The organism is Flavobacterium columnare (genome assembly GCF_014844295.1).
Lineage (GTDB): Bacteria > Bacteroidota > Bacteroidia > Flavobacteriales > Flavobacteriaceae > Flavobacterium > Flavobacterium columnare.
Genome location: NZ_CP054494.1, coordinates 812,854 through 832,296 on the forward strand (window position 1 = coordinate 812,854; position 19,443 = coordinate 832,296).

Annotated in this window: 15 protein-coding genes; 3 read left to right on the forward strand and 12 right to left on the reverse strand. The window is 32.0% G+C overall.

The genetic code is table 11. The features are described from left to right. Positions 1 to 57: 57 nt before the first annotated feature. The 8 genes from rfbB to HUE53_RS03670 all read right to left on the reverse strand — a co-directional run bounded on the left by rfbB (position 58) and on the right by HUE53_RS03670 (position 9,348). Entirely contained in the window at positions 58 to 1,107 is a 1,050-nt protein-coding gene (gene rfbB, locus HUE53_RS03635) for a dTDP-glucose 4,6-dehydratase (RefSeq protein ID WP_077225977.1), read from the reverse strand. A 10-nt stretch (positions 1,108 to 1,117) separates the two neighbouring features. After that, entirely contained in the window at positions 1,118 to 2,482 is a 1,365-nt protein-coding gene (locus HUE53_RS03640) for a UDP-glucose 6-dehydrogenase (RefSeq protein WP_065213355.1), read from the reverse strand. Between the two features lie 25 nt (positions 2,483 to 2,507). Then, on the reverse strand, positions 2,508 to 3,779 hold the full coding sequence (locus HUE53_RS03645) for a nucleotide sugar dehydrogenase (RefSeq protein ID WP_077225976.1): 1,272 nt from the start codon (positions 3,777 to 3,779) through the stop codon (positions 2,508 to 2,510). A 12-nt stretch (positions 3,780 to 3,791) separates the two neighbouring features. Continuing rightward, the gene (locus HUE53_RS03650; protein WP_077225975.1) at positions 3,792 to 4,757 is read right to left on the reverse strand and encodes an SDR family oxidoreductase; all 966 of its coding nucleotides are present in this window, start codon (positions 4,755 to 4,757) and stop codon (positions 3,792 to 3,794) included. A 1-nt stretch (position 4,758) separates the two neighbouring features. Continuing rightward, positions 4,759 to 7,224, reverse strand: coding sequence for a polysaccharide biosynthesis tyrosine autokinase (locus HUE53_RS03655; RefSeq protein ID WP_014164847.1), 2,466 nt, complete (start codon positions 7,222 to 7,224; stop codon positions 4,759 to 4,761). Further along, positions 7,224 to 8,006 (reverse strand): polysaccharide biosynthesis/export family protein, encoded by a 783-nt coding sequence (locus tag HUE53_RS03660; RefSeq protein ID WP_014164846.1) that lies wholly within the window; start codon positions 8,004 to 8,006, stop codon positions 7,224 to 7,226. The genes HUE53_RS03655 and HUE53_RS03660 overlap by 1 nt, the downstream gene beginning before the upstream one ends. 200 nt (positions 8,007 to 8,206) lie before the next feature. Continuing rightward, positions 8,207 to 8,827, reverse strand: a complete 621-nt coding sequence (gene recR / locus HUE53_RS03665) for a recombination mediator RecR (protein ID WP_014164845.1) — start codon at positions 8,825 to 8,827, stop codon at positions 8,207 to 8,209. An 86-nt stretch (positions 8,828 to 8,913) separates the two neighbouring features. Beyond that, on the reverse strand, positions 8,914 to 9,348 hold the full coding sequence (locus HUE53_RS03670) for a hypothetical protein (RefSeq protein WP_014164844.1): 435 nt from the start codon (positions 9,346 to 9,348) through the stop codon (positions 8,914 to 8,916). A 225-nt stretch (positions 9,349 to 9,573) separates the two neighbouring features. Between HUE53_RS03670 and HUE53_RS03675 the strand changes: the two genes are divergently transcribed. Together HUE53_RS03675 and HUE53_RS03680 are read left to right on the forward strand one after the other, a co-directional pair. Next, a complete protein-coding gene (locus HUE53_RS03675; protein ID WP_041253177.1) occupies positions 9,574 to 11,091 on the forward strand; it encodes a sodium:solute symporter in 1,518 nt (505 codons plus the stop codon). A 548-nt stretch (positions 11,092 to 11,639) separates the two neighbouring features. Further along, positions 11,640 to 14,471: a T9SS-dependent choice-of-anchor J family protein gene (locus HUE53_RS03680; protein ID WP_192188717.1), complete on the forward strand. Its 2,832-nt coding sequence runs from the start codon at positions 11,640 to 11,642 to the stop codon at positions 14,469 to 14,471. 148 nt (positions 14,472 to 14,619) lie between these two features. Here the strand turns inward: HUE53_RS03680 and HUE53_RS03685 are convergent, their stop codons facing one another. Next, positions 14,620 to 14,976 carry a CoA-binding protein gene (locus HUE53_RS03685; RefSeq protein WP_014164841.1) on the reverse strand — a complete coding sequence of 119 codons (357 nt, stop codon included), beginning with the start codon at positions 14,974 to 14,976 and terminating at the stop codon, positions 14,620 to 14,622. 110 nt (positions 14,977 to 15,086) lie between these two features. Between HUE53_RS03685 and HUE53_RS03690 the strand changes: the two genes are divergently transcribed. Continuing rightward, on the forward strand, positions 15,087 to 15,722 hold the full coding sequence (locus tag HUE53_RS03690) for a MarC family NAAT transporter (RefSeq protein WP_014164840.1): 636 nt from the start codon (positions 15,087 to 15,089) through the stop codon (positions 15,720 to 15,722). Positions 15,723 to 15,970: 248 nt separating this feature from the next. On the opposite strand, the gene ctlX is transcribed toward HUE53_RS03690, so the two are convergent. The 3 genes from ctlX to HUE53_RS03705 form a co-directional block, all read right to left on the reverse strand. Further along, entirely contained in the window at positions 15,971 to 16,906 is a 936-nt protein-coding gene (gene ctlX / locus HUE53_RS03695) for a citrulline utilization hydrolase CtlX (protein WP_014164839.1), read from the reverse strand. Between the two features lie 89 nt (positions 16,907 to 16,995). Beyond that, the gene (gene rocF / locus HUE53_RS03700) at positions 16,996 to 17,952 is read right to left on the reverse strand and encodes an arginase (RefSeq protein WP_014164838.1); all 957 of its coding nucleotides are present in this window, start codon (positions 17,950 to 17,952) and stop codon (positions 16,996 to 16,998) included. 124 nt (positions 17,953 to 18,076) lie between these two features. Further along, entirely contained in the window at positions 18,077 to 19,360 is a 1,284-nt protein-coding gene (locus HUE53_RS03705; RefSeq protein WP_014164837.1) for a citrate synthase, read from the reverse strand. Positions 19,361 to 19,443: the final 83 nt, after the last annotated feature.

The following is a 19,443-nucleotide window of genomic DNA, read 5'->3' on the forward strand; positions in this document are numbered from 1 at the left end:
ATTTAGAATCTAGAATTTAGAATTTTTCAATTCTTATAAGTCTAAAATCGTGTTTATTTATTGATATTGTTTTTTGTAATAGTTTACGTATTCTCCTGAGGTTACGTTATTTAACCACTCCGTATTTTCTAAATACCAGTTAATGGTTTGTTCTAATCCTTCTTCAAAAGTAACAGAGGGTTTCCATCCTAACTCTTTATTAATTTTAGTAGCATCGATAGCATAGCGCAAATCGTGACCAGGACGGTCTTTGACGTAGGTAATCAATTGAGAGGACTCGCCTTCGTTTCTACCTAACTTTTCATCCATTCTTACACACAATAGTTTAACCAAATCGATATTTTTCCATTCGTTAAACCCTCCTATATTATACGTTTCATGATTTTTACCTTCGTGGAATACTAAATCAATGGCTACTGCGTGGTCTTTTACAAACAACCAATCGCGAGTGTAATTTCCATCTCCATAAACAGGAAGTGGTTTTTTATGTATGATATTGTTAATGAAAAGAGGAATTAATTTTTCTGGAAAATGATAAGGTCCGTAATTATTTGAACAATTCGTCAATACATACGGTAATCCGTAAGTTTCCCCATACGCACGTACAAAATGATCCGAACTTGCTTTTGAAGCTGAATACGGTGAATTAGGGTCGTACGAAGTGGTTTCAGTAAACAAACCTGTATCACCTAATGAGCCATATACCTCATCGGTAGAAATATGATAGAAGCGTTTACCCTCGAAATTATCTTTCCAAAGATTTTTGGCTGCATTTAACAAATTCATGGTTCCAATCACATTGGTTTTTACAAACGCTAATGGATCAGTTATCGAACGATCCACATGCGATTCAGCCGCCAAATGCAAAACACCATCAAATTGATATTTAGCAAAAATTTCGTTGATATAGTTTTCATCTACTATATCACCTTTCAAAAAAGTATAATTAGGATAGTTTTCGATATCCTTAATATTTTCTAAGTTACCTGCATAGGTCAATGCATCTAAGTTGAAGATGGAATACTCTGGGTATTTTGTAACAAATTGTCTTACTACATGTGAACCAATAAATCCAGCACCTCCAGTAATTAAAATATTTTTTTTCATCCTTTTTTAATTATTCGTTAGAAGAACCTACGGCAGTATATACAAACCCAATTTCTTGCATTTTTTTTCGATCCAATATATTTCTACCATCAAAAACAAAAGCTGGTTTTAACATATTATCATAGATTTTTTGCCAATCGTAGTTTTTAAACTCGTCCCATTCTGTAAGAATCGCAATAGCATGTGCATTTTCACATGCAGAATAGGGATTTGTTACAACCTGTAATTCTTCTGACTTTTGCCCCATATCTATAAAAATTTGCTTTTCTGAAACCTTAGGATCATAAACCACCACATTTGCTTGTTCCATTACTAAGTCCTTAGCTATATCAATGGCAGCAGATTCACGCGTATCATTGGTGTCTTTTTTGAAAGCCCAACCTAGCATTGCTATTTTTTTTCCTGAAACGGTATTATAAAGTGTTTTTACTATATTTTTTGCAAAACGATGTTTTTGATGATCATTCAGGATAATCACTTGCTCCCAATAATCAGCCACTTCATTTAAACCGTATGATTTTGCGATATAAACTAAATTGAGAATATCTTTCTGAAAACACGATCCTCCAAAGCCCACAGATGCTTTTAAAAACTTAGCTCCAATACGAGTATCCATTCCAATGGCTCTAGCCACTTCATTAACATCGGCTCCAGTTTTTTCACACAATTCAGAAATGGCATTAATAGAGGAGACTCTTTGAGCTAAAAAAGCGTTTGCAGTAAGTTTAGACAGCTCTGATGACCATACATTGGTTGTTAGAATTTTACTTCTATCAACCCAATTCGCATAGATATCAACTAGAGCATCAACAGCTTCTTTTTCGGCACCACCTATCAAAACTCTGTCTGGGCTATGCAAATCTTGCACAGCGGTTCCTTCTGCTAAAAATTCAGGATTCGACAAAATTTGAAATTTAACTCCATTTCCAGTGTTATCTAAAATACTTTTTAAAGCTTCAGCCGTTCTCACTGGAAGCGTTGATTTTTCAACCACAATCTTGTCTGTCTTTGCTACACGTGCAATCTGACGTGCGCAAAGTTCAATATATTTTAAATCAGCTGCCATCCCCTTACCAGCACCATAGGTTTTGGTTGGGGTGTTTACCGATATAAAAATCAGGTCGGCCTCATCAATAGCTCTATCTACTTCTGTAGAAAAAAACAGATTTTTACCTCTAGCCTCCGCTACCACTTTATCTAATCCAGGTTCATATACGGGCAACTTTGAAAGTTCTGAACTATTCCACGCTGCAATTCTTTCTTCATTTAAATCAACAACTGTTACTTTTACATTAGGGCATTTCTGTGCAATTACGGCCATAGTAGGCCCTCCAACATATCCTGCTCCTATGCAGCAAATATTATTAACTTTCATCCTTCTTTTTTATGAGAGTACAAAACTACAATTTTCCATCCACTTTACAATGTAATATTCCTTTTACATCATAAATAATTGATTTTTCTTTTTGCAAACTAGCAAAATCCAGATTTAAAAATTGGTGATGAGCTACTCCTAAAACGATTCCATCAAATCTATCAGAAGGCAATTCTGTTAATGCTTTTAAATTATACTCGTCCTTAACTTCTTCAATACTAACCCAAGGATCATAAATAACCACTTCTATTCCATAATCTTTTAAAGCAGCAATCATATCTACAATCTTTGTATTACGAACATCAGGGCAGTTTTCTTTAAATGTAATTCCAAGCATCAAAACTTTAGATCCATTGACTGAAATTCCTTTTTTTATCATTAATTTAACTACTTGCGATGCTACATATTCTCCCATACTATCATTCAAACGCCGTCCTGCTAAAATTATTTCTGGGTGGTATCCTTTTTCTTGTGCTTTTTGAGCTAAATAATAAGGATCTACTCCTATACAATGCCCTCCAACCAAACCGGGCTTAAAAGACAAAAAGTTCCATTTTGTTGCTGCGGCTTCAAGCACAGCTTGTGTATCAATATTTAACAAATTAAAGATCTTAGCCAATTCATTTACGAAGGCTATATTGATATCCCGTTGTGAATTTTCTATGACCTTAGCCGCTTCAGCTACTTTAATAGTAGGAGCTAAATGTGTACCTGCTGTAATAACGGAGCTATAAAGTGCATCTACCTTTTGCCCTATTTCAGGTGTAGATCCTGAGGTTACTTTTAATATCTTTTCTACCGTATGTTCTTTATCACCTGGATTGATTCGCTCTGGGGAATAGCCCACAAAAAAATCAACATTAAATTTGAGGTTGCTTATTTTTTCTAAAACAGGAACACATTCTTCTTCAGTAGCTCCTGGGTAAACAGTAGATTCATAGATAACTACATCTCCTTTTTTCAATACTTTCCCTACTGTTTCACTTGCCTTGTACAAAGGGGCTAAGTCGGGCTTATTGTGTTTATCAACAGGTGTTGGCACAGTCACGATATAGTAATTACAATTAGCTATTTCTTTCATTTCTGACGCACAAAAAAGCCCCAAATCATCATTATTCTCAGTTTTTAGCACCGATTTTAAAAGTTCAGAGTTCAATTCTAAAGTAGAATCTTTTCCCTTATTTAAATCGTTTACACGCATTTCATTTATATCAAAACCCACTACATTATATTTAGTAGCTAACAATCTAGCTAATGGTAATCCGACATAACCTAATCCTATTACTCCAATCTTCATTTTTTATGCTATTTATTTTAAATTATTATAATACCAATTCACCGCTTCTGCCAGCCCTTCTCTTAAAGAATATAAAGGACAATACTCTAAAATCTTTTTTGCCCTATCTATAGATGCTAAAGAGTGTGGTATATCACCTGCTCTAGTAGGTCCATAAACAATCTTTACATCTGCAATTTTAGGATCTTTTTTTGTCAATTCTTCCTTTAAGATATGAATCATGTCATTCAATGTTGTTCTTTCTCCAAACGCTGTATTAAAAACTGTATTTATGGCTCTAGAATCTTGAGTTAACATAGCCAGTTCATTCATTTGAATTACATTGTCTATATAGGTAAAATCTCTAGAATAATTACCGTCTCCATTTACCACAGGACTTTCATACTTCATAAATTGCATTACAAATTTAGGTATCACAGCGGCATAAGCTCCATTTGGGTCTTGTTTTCTCCCAAATACATTAAAATAACGTAAACCTATTGTTTCTATCCCGTAGATTTTTCCAAAAATATCGGCATAAAGTTCATTTACATATTTTGTAATGGCATACGGTGATAATGGTTTCCCTATAACTTCTTCGATTTTTGGTAAACTTTCCGAATCTCCGTAAGTAGATGAACTTGCTGCGTAAACAAAACGTTTTACACCTGCTTCCTTAGCAGCCCATAACATATTTAAAAAGCCATTCACATTTACATCGTTAGATGTTAAGGGATCCTTTATAGAGCGAGGAACAGATCCTAAAGCTGCTTGGTGTAATACATAATCAGCGCCATCGCATACTTTTTTACACATTTCAATATCTCTGATATCGCCTTTAACGAATTCAAAATTATCATCTAACATCAGGTGCTGAATATTCTTCAAATGCCCTGTTGCCAAATTATCCAAACCAACTATCTGATAACCTTTATTTAAAAAATGCTCTGTTAGATTAGAGCCTATAAAACCTGCACAACCAGTAATTACAATCTTCATGTTAAGATTTTTTAAAAATATTAATGATTTTATTTATAATTATTTTTACAACCGATATCTTTTTATCTACTTCTAAGTACCCACTTCCGTACGCCCCGTACCCGTACCCGTACCCATCTCCATAACTATATCCGTATTTTGATTTATTCTGGTATCCATTAAATACTATGCTTATATTTTTTAGCACTCCTGATTTGTGTTTTTCATTTACAATGCGTAACATTTCTTTTTTAGTTACTCCTTGCCTCACCACGTAAATGGATGCGTCACAAAAAGGAGTTAATTCTAAGGCGTCCGCTACTAACCCAATTGGGGGCGTATCTAATATGATATAATCATAATGTATTTTTAATTCATTTATTAAATTTTCCATACCTTCACTAAGAATTAATTCCGATGGATTAGGCGGTATAGGCCCTGAACTTATTAAATCTAAATAAGGTATATGTGTCGGTTTTATTATTTCATTTAAACTTTTTTGTCCAATTAAGTAATTAACAACTCCTTCAGTATTTGTAAAATCAAAATCTTGAAATAACTTAGGTTTTCTCAAATCAAGTCCAACCACTACTGTTTTCTTTTCACTTAATGCAAATACAGAGGCTATATTAAGAGAACAAAATGTTTTTCCTTCTCCTCCAACTGAAGAAGTAATCATCAAGACCTTGGTTCCTTTTTGGGTTTGTTTTTTATACAAGAATTGTAAGGATGATCGTATTGCTCTAAAACTTTCCGCTAATGGAGATTTTGGCTTTTCGAAAACAGCTAGATTAGACTGCATATATTTGATTCCAACAACACCTAAAACGGGTATTTGGGTTAATCTTTCAATATCATCTACTTTATTAATTGAATTATCTAAAACAGTTAAACCAAAAATTATACCTAAAGGCAATAAAACGCCTATAAAAAATGCTAAAACATAATTTGTACTTGTTTTAGGTCCTATCAATCCTCCTCCTACATCTTTAGCTGGATCAATAAATTGGATATCTGAAAGATTTGCTGCTTTTACAATATTAGCCTCACTTCGTTTTTCTAAAAAAGAATTATAAATATTTTTATTTAAATCATATTTCCGATTGATTTTTACTAATTCTTGCTGTTGTTCTGGCAATTTTCTGATTTGATATTCTGCCATTTCTATTTTTTTGTTTACAGCAAGTAAATCAAAGTTCATTGATCGTTTAGCAGATTCTATATTTTCTAACAAAACGGCTTTTAAAGCTTCCATTTGAGCATCGAAATCTTTAAATTTTTTATCGTTTTTTAGAGTATAGGATAGTTCTGCGCGCTCAGCTGATAATTGGGTTAATTTGCCAACATTAGTAACTATATTAGGATCATCAATACCTGCAACAGAAGGAGCTGGTAGTTTAGAAAAGTCAGAATTTTTAATTAAATATGTTTTTAATGAATTATAATAGCTATACTTTCTATCTAATAATTCTTTTTCTACGTCATATTCTGTTAATTTATCGGAATACTTTATTCCTCCTTCTTCTAATTCGAAAATATTTTTCCCTTTAGAGAAGGTCTTTAATTCATTTTCTGTGTTCTTCAAATCTCTTTCCATAGCTACTAAAGTGCTATCTATGAAATCAATAGTGTTTTGAGCAAATTGATTTTTAGCCAACAAATGACTCTTAATCAAATACTTTACCGTTCCATTAAGATAATCTACCAATCTTGGTTTATTGGTTCCTTGCATACTTAATCTAACGATGGCTGATGTTTTTGAATCATTTTCAACTTCTACTCCTTGATAGGTAGCTACTATACTATTAAAATCAGCAAACGCAATTATGTATTTTGCTCCCTCATAGAAACCTGGATTTTTAGTCCATTTTAATTTCAGATTTAAAAAAGGCAAAATAATAGGTTCTCCTATTCTATACTTTTTCGAAAATGTTCCCTTAGTTACGGGTATTGTGGTTAACTCATCCTTTGAATAATTATACAAAGACGCATTATTTTCATCAAATTGGGTTGACAGAACAAATTCTTCTTTAGTAACAAATTGTACGGTTAAGTATTTCCCTAGTAATTGAGGGTAATTTTCATTAATATCAACAACAAAAGGGGTCATTCCATATACATCTTCTAAATTATACTTCCCTTCTTGTAAATACTGGATATAAAAGCGTAATTCTTTAACTACTTTTTCATTGTGCGATCTTGATCTTAAGGTACTTATTAATGTTTGCACCTGATCCGAGGTTCCTCCCCAATTAAAAACCAAACTTGTATTAGAAGTAAAGAAAGGATTACTTTCTTCTTTGTAAGCTACAGTGGTAGACATACTGTAAATTTTCTCTTTTCTAATATTTATTTGATAGGCTATGAAAAAAGTAATTAATAAAGTAATTACAAACCAATACCAATACCCTAAAACTCTATTAAAAAAAGATTTAATATCAAAAGTGCTTTGAGATTCCAAAAAGTTAAAATCTTTAATATCTAACATTACTTAATATTTTTGACTAATAAAAAGGTAGTAAGTACTAATGACAATGCACTAACAATTGTAGTAAATGATTGCAAAGCATTCGTCCCCAATCCCCAATTTTTTTGCTTAATAGGTTTTATATAAATATAATCATTCGGTTGAATATAATAATAAGGGGATTTTAACAAATCAATACTCGTTAAATCGAGTGTATGGATTTCGGTTCCTTGAGGGTGTTGACGAATTAGCATGACCTCTTTTTTATCGCCTGTTATAAGGATATCACCACTATTAGCTATTGCCTCTAAAATTGTGAGTTTTTCTTGTAACAATGTTTTTGTTCCTGGTGATTTTATTTCTCCATTAATTGTATAACGAAAGCCTCCTAATTTTACTACTACAAAAATATCTGCTTCTTTATGGAAATACTCTAATAAAAGTTGTTTTTCTATCTTAACTCTTAATTCTTCTATAGTTAAACCAACTACTTGCAAGTCTCCTAATACAGGTATTCTAATATACCCGTGATCATTTATTGGATATCCCTCAAAATATAAATCCTCTACTGAGGTTCCTCCTTGCGTGTTAGAGATATTAAACATTTCTACTAATTTTGAATCCAACGCTTTTATTTTAATAGAAAGCACATCCGAAATTTGAAGTCGATATGGATTGAGTTTTACCTGTTCTAAAGCATCAACTTTCTTTTCTCCTTGCAGGTAGATTACGTCTTTATTGGATATACAAGAGGAAACGATAAATAAAATAAAAATTAATAGATACGCAGTTAGTTTATTCATTTGAGTATTTATAACATCTGTTTGTATTTATATTCAACAATAACATAATCATACGCTCAACATTAGCTAATCTATAGAGTAACTAATATTAAACCGTTATACTTTATTTTTAAATTTTTAAGGTATCATATCGTACCGATTTTTAAGAAACAAATATAGTTTTTCATTTTGTAAATAGAAACCCTTTAAAAATTTAATTTTTAAGGGGTTCTTAATGAATTTTCAAAAGGAATTCTATTTAAAATACTTCGTCCCAAGGTAATTTCATCTGCGTACTCTAACTCATCTCCTACAGAAATACCTCTTGCTAATGACGAAACAATTAAGGAACAATCTTTAATTTGTCTATAAATATAAAAATTGGTGGTATCTCCTTCCATGGTAGAACTTAAAGCAAATATAACTTCTTTAACACTTCCTGACTTTACTTTTTCAACTAAAGAATTAATCTTTAATTGACTTGGTCCTATTCCTTCTATGGGTGAAATTTTACCTCCTAATACATGATACACTCCGCGATATTGTCCTGTATTTTCAATAGCCATTACATCTCTTACATCTTCTACTACACAAACTAAAGTTTGGTTTCTATTATCATTAGAACAAATCTCACAGAGGTCTACATCTGAAATATTATGACAGGACGTACAAAACTTAATTTCATTTCTCATTTTCAGTAATGCGTCTGTCAAAAAGATCGTTTGTTCTGTAGGTTGTTTTAATAAATGTAAGACTAAACGCAGTGCTGTTCTTTTACCAATTCCTGGCAATTGCGCAATCTCTTCTACCGCATTTTCTAATATTTTTGAAGAAAAATCCATAGGGCAAAATTACGCTTTAAAAAAAGAAAAATCCAAACACTTTCATATTTGGACTTAAAAAATAAAGTTTAAAAAGAATTAAAAAGTTATTTCTTTTTAAACTTTATTTTTCTCTCTCCTTCTACACCATCATAAATAATTTCTAAATCTCCAACTTGATCCATATAAATAACTCCTCCCTTTTTAAACAAGTAGCTCAATTCTGCAAATTCGTTATTTATAGTCCCTCCTAAAAAATCTATTTTACATTTTGAAAAGCTATATTTTTTTTTACCCCCTACTTCTTCTATTAATTCTAAAACTAGATCTTTTACTTTAAATTGACAACCTGACAAACCTGAAACTTCATATTTATCGGTTCCTTTTTTCATAAATGTAATCGAACTTCCCTCTGTTGTAGTGTAAGTAGCTCCATTAAAAAAGAACTTCATCAAAAGTCCATACTTCAGATCGTTATTTGAATAAACAACTCCTGTATATAGGAATAACATTGCAATGATTCCTTTATATATTTTTTTCATTTTAAAAATTATTATTTACAGTACAAATGTATGTAGAAGTTTTAACAAAAAAAACGAAATGAAAAAGTTCTACAAATTCAAAAAAAAATATCTATTGTTTTTTTGTTATAAATAAAAAATCATTCATACGTTCTTGTATTTTTTTTTTAAAAAAAGTTACTTTTTCGGACATTAATCAAGTTTTTTCTATCTTGCAATACAAAACTAAAATTATTCATTTGACCTATGACTCCATTTGCAATTCTTTCCTTAATCATTATCTACTTTGGGATTTTGTTTTTTATTTCCCATTTTATGAGTAAAAACGACAGTGGTAATGATGCCTTTTTTAAAGCGAATAAAAATTCTAAATGGTATTTGGTTGCATTTGGTATGATAGGAACTGCATTATCAGGTGTAACTTTCATTTCTGTACCTGGAGAAGTTGGCAACACCGAATTACAATTTAAATATTTTCAATTTGTAATAGGTAATGCTTTAGGATTTTTTATTGTAGCTACGGTATTATTGCCTCTATACTATAGAATGAATTTAACTTCTATTTATGGTTATATTGAACAACGTTTAGGTAAAATTAGTTATTTAACAGCAGCGTCTATCTTTTTAATCAGTCGTACCATTGGTTCTGCCTTTCGTCTTTATCTTGTAGTCATAGTTTTACAACGATATGTTTTCGATTATTATGAAATACCCTTTACGATTACCGTATTCCTATCTTTATTTTTAATTTTTGCGTACACTTATAAAGGAGGCCTTAAAACTATTATTATTACTGATACCTTACAAACCTTTTTCTTAGTATCCTCTGTTTTTCTTACGATCTATTTTATTTGTCAAAGTTTAGATTTATCTCCATTACAAGCTTTTGAAAAAGTAAAAAACAGTTCCTATTCCCAAATATTTTTCTTTGACGATTATTTAAAGGGTAATTATTTCTGGAAACAACTTTTAGGAGGAATTTTTGTAACTATTGCTATGGTAGGTCTTGACCAAGACTTGATGCAAAAAAATTTGAGTTGTCCAAACATAAAAGAAGCTCAAAAAAATATGTTTACATTTACAGGAATATTTGTAATCATTAACCTTTTTTTCTTAAGTGTAGGAGCATTACTATATATGTATGCAGAAAAAAATGGCATTGCTGTTCCTATGGTTGATAACGTAGTTCGAACAGACTTCTTGTTTCCTGAAATAGCTTTGAAATCATTAGGATTAGTTCCTGCAATTGTATTTTTATTAGGTCTTACAGCGGCCACCTTTGCTACTACTGATTCAGCACTTACTGCTTTAACCACATCATTTTGCATTGATTTTTTAGGAATGGAGAAAAAGCAATCAGAAAACAACGATAAAAATTTTAATAACGATACGAAACTAAAAAAAACACGACATACTGTTCATTTAGTTTTTTCTGGATTAATATTTTTAGTCATTGTTTTTTTTAATACTGTAAACGATGCTTCCGTTGTAAAAATGATTTTCAAAATTGCTTCATACACTTACGGTCCTTTATTAGGATTATACGGATTTGGTTTATTCATGAAAACCAAAACAGTTCGAGATAAATTAGTTCCTTTTATATGTCTAATTTCGCCCATTCTTTGTTATTTCTTATCAGCCCATTCTGCTGAATGGTTTGATGGCTACACCATAGCTGAAGAATTAATCATTTTTAATGGATTAATTACTTTCATTGGCTTATTATTTATCAGTAAGCCTACAACAAATAGCACACGTTTTTAGAAAAGATATATTTTAATTCACAGAGGCTGTCCTATTTTTTTGAACAGCCTTTGAGGGTTGCTAAAACACCAAATATCCATCGAAAATAATCTTCCTATATCCGATTCTCTGAAAGCTAATTTAACATTTAAAACTCTATCTATTCCTTTTTTTCAAATCCTTCCCACGATTAAGTTTAATAAAAACCTACTTACCCCAGATTATCCGTTAAATTTTATGGTGAAGATAAAAAGGTAAAAGAAGATAAAATATACGGTTTTTTTTCACTGGAGCTGTAATTTTACTACATTGAGAACAAAAAGTTGAGTCTTTTTTTAGATTCAAACTCATTTTTATCTGTAATAATTTTCTAATGCGCAATTTGGTCTTAAAACAATTTAAATAAAGCCCATTATTAACAGATCTTATCTAAACCGCAATCCCCTTCAATCATAACAAGAAAACCAACCAGATAAAACACAAATCAAACAAAAAAAATAATTAATTTATTTCTATAGCGAAATCTAAAAAAACAACGCAAATTACATATTTTTGTTAAAAAAAAGATAATGAAAAAAATTACCCAAAAATTCATTTGGAATACTCTTTTCATCCTGAATTCTGTTATTATTTTTTCTCAGGAAAAAGACAAATTCCAATACCATCGTTGTTCAACTGTTGAATATGAAGCGGAACTAAAGGCACAATATCCAAACCGCATGACTACGATGGAATTTGAAAAATTCCTTAGCCCTCATATTCAAAAATTTAAAGCGGATAAAAAAGCAGGAAATTATAGAAAATTAACATATACTATACCTGTAGTCATTCATATCATTCACAACGGTGATGCTATTGGCACAGGAGAAAACATTACAGATGCTCAGGCCATATCGCAAATTACAGTAATGAATCAAGACTATAGACGTCTAGCAGCAACACCTGGAGGAAGAAACTCTACAGGTTTAGCCGTTGATACCGAAATAAATTTTGTACTAGCCAAACAAGATCCTAATGGCAACCCAACAACAGGAATCGTTAGACATAACATAACCCCTTATTCGAACAATATTGAAAACAATGACCAAGGAGCTGACTGGGAAACAAGAGCTGACACAGAAATGATGAAAACCAATACCATTTGGGATCCTACTCGTTATCTAAACATCTGGACTATCAGACCTGGAGGATTACCACTTAATCAAGGAGGTCAGAGCGGTTTATTGGGATATGCACAATTCCCCAGTAATTCTGGACTTAGTGGAATGCAAACGAATGGAGGTTTAGCTTCAACAGACGGTGTAGTTGCTAGTTTTGACGCTTTTGGAACAAACGCGTTAAATGATGGCTCTTTTACCCTCAATCCAACTTATAATTTAGGAAGAACCATGACTCACGAAATAGGCCATTGGCTAGGTTTAAGACATATATGGGGTGACGATGGCTGCTCTTCAGTAGATCTGACAAATAATTACACCAATGAGGATTTTTGCGCGGACACACCTGCGGCTGCGGCTGCCAACTATTCTTGTACGGCTAACACTGATTCTTGTACAAATATCCCAGGTGTAGACATGATACAGAACTACATGGATTACACTCCAGATTCATGTATGGATACATTTACTAATGATCAAAAAAACAGAATTCAAACTGTAATGCAAGTAGCGGATCGAAGAGGCGTACTAAACAACTCTTTGGTTAGTAATATAACAAAAGCAGGAATATACTTTACACAAGAAAAATTTACCTCAATAGTAAATAAAGTAGCTAATTGTGGCTATACCGATGTAAACTATAAAGTTTCTATTTTAAAAGCTCCGACTGCCAATACGATCGTTACTTTTAGACCTATAACTCAAGGCAGTAACGCAGTGTTAGGAAAAGACTTTGACATTATAACTCCAACTGTTACATTTAACACAGGAAGTAGTCTTCCTCAACAAATGGTTGTCCGTTTTTATAATGGTGGAGTAATAGATAATGACAAAATAATTAAAATAGGAATGACTGTAAACAACAATGGAGGAGATGCTCTTATCATAGATAGCTACGCTGGAAGCGACTCCCCTTCTATTTTAACGTGTACATTAAAAAACACACAAAATGCGCCAAGCGATAGTATGACTAATATTGCTTTCTTAGAAAATAATGACGGTAGTACATTACCTATAATTATAAACACGGATCTAGATCGTGATAATCGTAAATGGGAGATTTTTAATTCGAGTACAACGAGTCGATCAATCGGTTTTTCGGAAAGATGGTTAGGCTCTAGATCTTGGACTCAAATAAACTATACGGATATTCCTTTAACTCCTGATAACTTAATCACTTTTAACACTCCTATTGTTTTACCAAATAATGGAATTTTAAAATACAAAGTTGCTTCAATTGATAATACGGATTTTGAAGAAAATTATTCTGTCTACATAACGACATCAAAAGACCCCAATACTATAATTAACCAACAACCTATTATTACAGAAAGTTTAACCAAAGGAAAAACGATCTTCAATAAAAACATTGACTTGAGTGCGTATGCAGGTCAAACTGTTTATTTGAGTATACGTCATTATAACTGTACTAATAAAAACATATTAATGATGGATGACTTTGAAATAAATTCTTCTTCTCCTGTTGATGCCAATTTTGTCCAACAAGTAGTTAACTCAAACACAAAATATCAAGCTACAATAAACCGAGCAGGAAATACATACGCAGTTGATACTTTAACGAACAAACTAATGCTTTTAATGTCTAATAATTCTAGTTTTAATTATGGTTGTACAAATGTATTTATAAATAGAGATCAAACTACTGCTGGATCTACTGCTGTTAATTACGGTTCTAATGTAGATAATAATAAAAAAGTAATGGCAAAATCTTTCACCATTTCACCAACTACAAATAATCCTGCTGGAACTGAAACTATCAAATTCTATTTTACAGAGGCAGAAATTTCCGCGTGGGAAACTATTACAGGCAATAGTAGAAATACTTTAAAAATCATTAAAGAAGGACTCAATACCCCTATTAGTACAACATTAGGAAGTTTTGGCAACAATACCACTTTAAGCGGTAATGTTCCTAATGGACTTAACGGAGTGTATTACTTCGGAACAAACGAAACTTTAAATACAAAACAAGAAGAATTTGAAAGTTTCACAATGTATCCAAACCCAACAAAAGATGCGTTTACTATTCAACTTACATCTTCTGAACCAAAAATAGATATTAAAATAAATGATCTCTACGGAAGGGACATCTATACCCTTAAATTCAACAATGAAGGTGTTTTTAATGAAACTATTGAATTGGCTTCTCTTCAAAGCGGAGTTTACCTAGTTAACATTACAGATGGCAACAAAAAATCTGTTAGACGAATCATAAAAAACTAATTTGAAATAAATTCATCTATTAAATCTAAAATTTAAAAAAGAAGAACCCTATTTTCGATCACAAGGAGAAGTCTAACAACATTAATAGTACGACTTCTCCTTGTGTCGAAATTAATAAAATTTAAATATTTTCTTTTTGGGTTCTTTTTTAATATTGCTTCGTTCCTAAAAGCACCAATGTACAAGCTTCTTCTATGATGATATTATTTTTTTTTAACAAATCATAAAACTCTGGATTTTCTGTACCTGGATTAAAAATAACTCGCTTAGGTGTTAATTCTATTACGTATTTGTAATATTCTTTTTGACGTTGCGGATTCAAATATAAAGTAACCGTATGAATATCGTCTAAAACAGGAAATCCTTTCTGAATTTCTATTCCAAAAACGCTTTCGTTTTTTAGACCTATAGCTATTACTTCATGTTGATTTTGTAATAATCTACTCATGGCTACAAACGAATATCTTTCTGGGTTACTAGAAGCCCCTAAAACTAAAGTTTTCATTTTTACTATTTTTAAAAGAATAAATTTACTATTTTTAAACTTAGTAAACCAGAACTTAACATTTTCTTTACTTTTAAAAAAGTTTAGAATTTTAATTTTACAAAAAAACTATGGATCTATTTTTCTACATTTTTGCCGCCTTATTTTCTGTACTTAATCCTATTGGTGCTATTCCTGTTTTTGTTGGACTCACGAATGGGTATACACGTCAGGAACTAACCAAAACATCTAAATGGACCGCAATTAACGTATTCATAATTATGATTGTATCATATTTTTTAGGCGAATATGTCTTGCGCTTTTTTGGTATTAGTTTAGAAGCCTTACGAATTGCAGGAGGTATGATTATAGCCAATTCTGGTTTTGGTTTATTATCTGGAAAGGTTAAAAAGCGTAAAGGGATAAACAAAAAGGTAGAAGATGAGGCACAACAAAAACACGCCATTGCTCTTACTCCATTAGCTATGCCTTTGTTAGCAGGCCCAGGCTCGATATCCTTATTAATTGCTTTTTATCAAGAACACAATAACTGGATGGCTATGAGTCTCGCTATGAGTGCTATTTTAGCAGTAGCTGTTTCTATTTTCTTAGTCTTAAACAGCGCTCATTATCTAGTTCGTTTTCTTGGAGAAGCAGGCATTGTAGCTATCTCAAGAATTGTTGGTTTTTTTGTAATTGCAATAGGTGTACAGTATATAGTAAATGCTATTTTAAAAATCATAGAAAACAGTCATCTTATCAAGTAATGAATGGCATTACATTTAAAAGCAAATTTCACAAGATTTGAATGAATTGATGAGTTGAGTCGATCCGTCTTTTTTTCATTCGCTTTTCTTTGCATTCAAGTGTGCGCAATCAAATCTTTAGATAAAATAACAACAGTCTAATAATCGGTTTATTTTTTCTTTACAATACTATTTAATCTGGTTTTTGATTCAAAAAAGGCATATAAAAAATCCCAAACTTTTTACTTGGGATTTTTTACTGTTTCATTTTACTGTTTAGGTAAAAAGATCTCAGCCATCATACAACGAGCGCTGCCTCCTCCGTAGGTTTCTATAGTTTCTAAATTTGAATATAGAATAGTCGTATGTTTTTCAATTTGTTCAATTTGTCCTTTATTTAGTGAATTATAAGCTGATTCGCTCATGACTAAATACGTTTTATCATCATTCCCTTTTACTTGTAACATATTACCAGCAAAGGCGTTTACTTGACTTTCGGAAATATAGATAATTTCCTTACCATCCTTTTTTAGATTTTCTACTAGATTTTTCTTTTCCGTTTTATCATCTATACATTCTGAGCAAAGAACTGCAAAAGTTTCTCCTATAGCCATCATTACGTTTGTATGATAAATCAATTCTCTTTTTTTATTAACTGTTTGAAAGGCATTAAACAAGACAGGAGTAAACTCAAAATCCTCACAAAATTCAATAAATAATTCTTCATCGGCACGAGGAGATAAAGCACAGTATGCTTTTTGATGTACACGATCTAAAATCATACTCCCTGTTCCTTCTAAAAAAACACCTTCTTCTTCTGCAAGTGTGTAATCCATTATTTCCTGAATAACAAAACCTTCTTCTTCCAATATATCTAAAATATCTTCTCTTCGTTCTAAACGACGATTTTCAGCAAACATGGGATATAATATTACATCCCCATTTTCGTGAAATGAAATCCAATTATTAGGAAAAACCGCATCAGGTGTATCCGTATCTGTTGTATCTTCCACCACAACTACATGAACTCCTACTTGACGAAGTTTGCCAACTAAAGCATCAAACTCCTGTTGAGCCTTAGTTGTAATAGTTGCTGGCAAGATTGCATCTGTTTGTTTTTGATAATAATTATTTACTGCTGTTTGTTCATTCATTCTAAATGAAACAGGTCGCACCATTAATAGAGAATTTGTTATTTGTTGCATATTTTATTTAGTAAAAAAAATCCCTCAAACACTACTGAAACTTATTGCATTTTATAGTGATTGAGAGAATTCTATATTTATAAAATTAATTATCTATTTTTTACCACATTTACAATAGAATCTACTATATCTAGAGCTATTTCTGCCATCGCGTTTATTTTCTCATCTAAACAAGGATTTACTTCCACTACTTCTACACAAATTGTTTTAGGATTAGAGGTTAAGTGTACTAATAAATCTTTTGCTTCTTGCGGGGTAATTCCGTGAGGCACTGGAGTTCCTGTACCATGTGAAGTCAAGAGAGGATCCATAGAATCAACATCAAACGAAATATAGATTATATCACATTGATGCAATTGTGTATTAATATTATTTACCAAGGTCCATATCCCCAAATTACGAACATCTTGTACTGTATACCATTTTAGACCTAACTTTTCGATAACAGCTTCTTCTTGGGGTTCCGTATCACGTACAGCTATATAAACTAAATCTTCTGGATTAATTTTTTTTGTTACTCCTCCAACATTTTTTAGTCTATTCCAATAATCAATTGTTTTTTCATCTACTTTATTTATTTGACATTCTAAGTTATCAACATCCATTACAGAGGCTAAAGGCATTCCGTGCATATTCCCTGAAGGCGTGGTATAAGGCGTATGAATATCTGCATGAGCATCAATCCAAATTACTCCAATTCTTTTATCTGGGTAAGCAGACTTAATACCCGCTATAGTTCCACCCGCAGAACCATGATCTGCCGCTAAAATAATAGGGAATTGTTTTTTTTGTAATAGAGAAGAAACTTTTGTATTTAGTTCCTCATAAACAGAAAGTAGACCGTCTATACGCTTTGCAAAAGGAAACTTCGTTGGCTTATCCAAATAAGAATTTACATCCTTAATTGTTTCGAGAGTATTTTCGCCAAAAATATAACGCTCTTTTTTCCTAGCTGTTGTGATAATGGCTTCTGGTCCTAAAGAAGCTCCGCGTGTACCTGCTGCAATTTCTGATTTGTTTATTAGAAAAGTAATTGACTTACTCATAATTTTTTAGATTGGATGGTGATTGTTATATGATTTTACAACAACCAATTCATCTGTTTCGGTGGCAAATATAAAAAAAGCCTCTTGAGAGAAGAAGCTTTTTTATATTTTATTTAGATTTGGATTATCTTTTATCTATAGACACGAATGGTCGTAATGGATACCCCGTATATACTTGACGCGGACGTCCGATAGGTTCTTTATTTAAACGCATTTCTTTCCATTGTGCAATCCATCCTGGAAGACGACCAATAGCAAATAATACGGTAAACATATCGGTTGGAACTCCTAACGCTCTATAAATTATTCCTGAGTAGAAATCTACATTTGGATACAATTTTCTATCTACGAAATAAGGATCTACTAAAGCCGCTTCTTCTAATTGTTTAGCAATATTTAAAATTGGATCGTTTACTCCTAATTCTGCTAATACTTCATCCGCTGCTTTTTTAATGATTTTTGCGCGAGGGTCAAAATTTTTATACACCCTATGTCCAAAGCCCATTAAACGGAAAGGATCTTCCTTATCCTTAGCTCTTTCCAATGCTTTTTGAGCATCTCCTCCGTCTTTTTGAATCTGTTCTAACATTTCAAGTACAGCTTGGTTTGCCCCTCCGTGTAAAGGCCCCCATAGTGCAGAAACTCCTGCTGAAATGGAAGCAAATAAACCTGCATGTGAAGATCCTACAATTCTAACTGTAGAAGTTGAGCAGTTTTGTTCATGATCAGCGTGTAACGTAAACAGTTTATCTAAAGCATCTATAACTGTTTTGTTAGTGGTATAAGGTCCTGTAGGCAATTCAAACATTAATCGCATGAAATTTTCCACATATCCTTTTGTGTTATCATAGTAGTTTAATGGGAATCCCATCATTTTACGATACGTCCATGTAGCAATTACTAGGAATTTCCCCATAGTTTTACAAATTGCCTCATACATTTCGGTTTCATTTTCCACATTTACTACTTTAGGATTAAAAGCGGTTAAAGCAGAAGTTAACGATGATAATACTCCCATTGGGTGAGCTGTTTTAGGAAACCCGTCAATGATATTTTTCATTTCTTCGTTTACTAAAGTATATTTACGAATATCATTTTCAAATTTTTCTAATTGAGCTTTTGTTGGTAATTCTCCGAAAATAATTAGATAAGATACTTCTAAGAACGTGGCTTTTTCAGCTAAATCCTCAATAGCATATCCTCTATATCTTAAGATTCCTTCTTCACCATCTAAGAAAGTAATTTCACTGGTACAAGAACCGGAGTTCTTATACCCAGGATCTATAGTAATCGCTCCTGTTAGGGCGCGTAATTTTTCAATATCGATAGCCACTTCATTTTCAGAACCCACCATTACAGGGAACTCGTATTTATTGCCATCAAATTCTAATATCGCAGTTTTTGACATAATTAAGTTTATGGTATTTATCTTTTTAAATTGTTTTAACAAAAATAGGGATTTGATATTAAATTCAAAAACTTACCCAATGC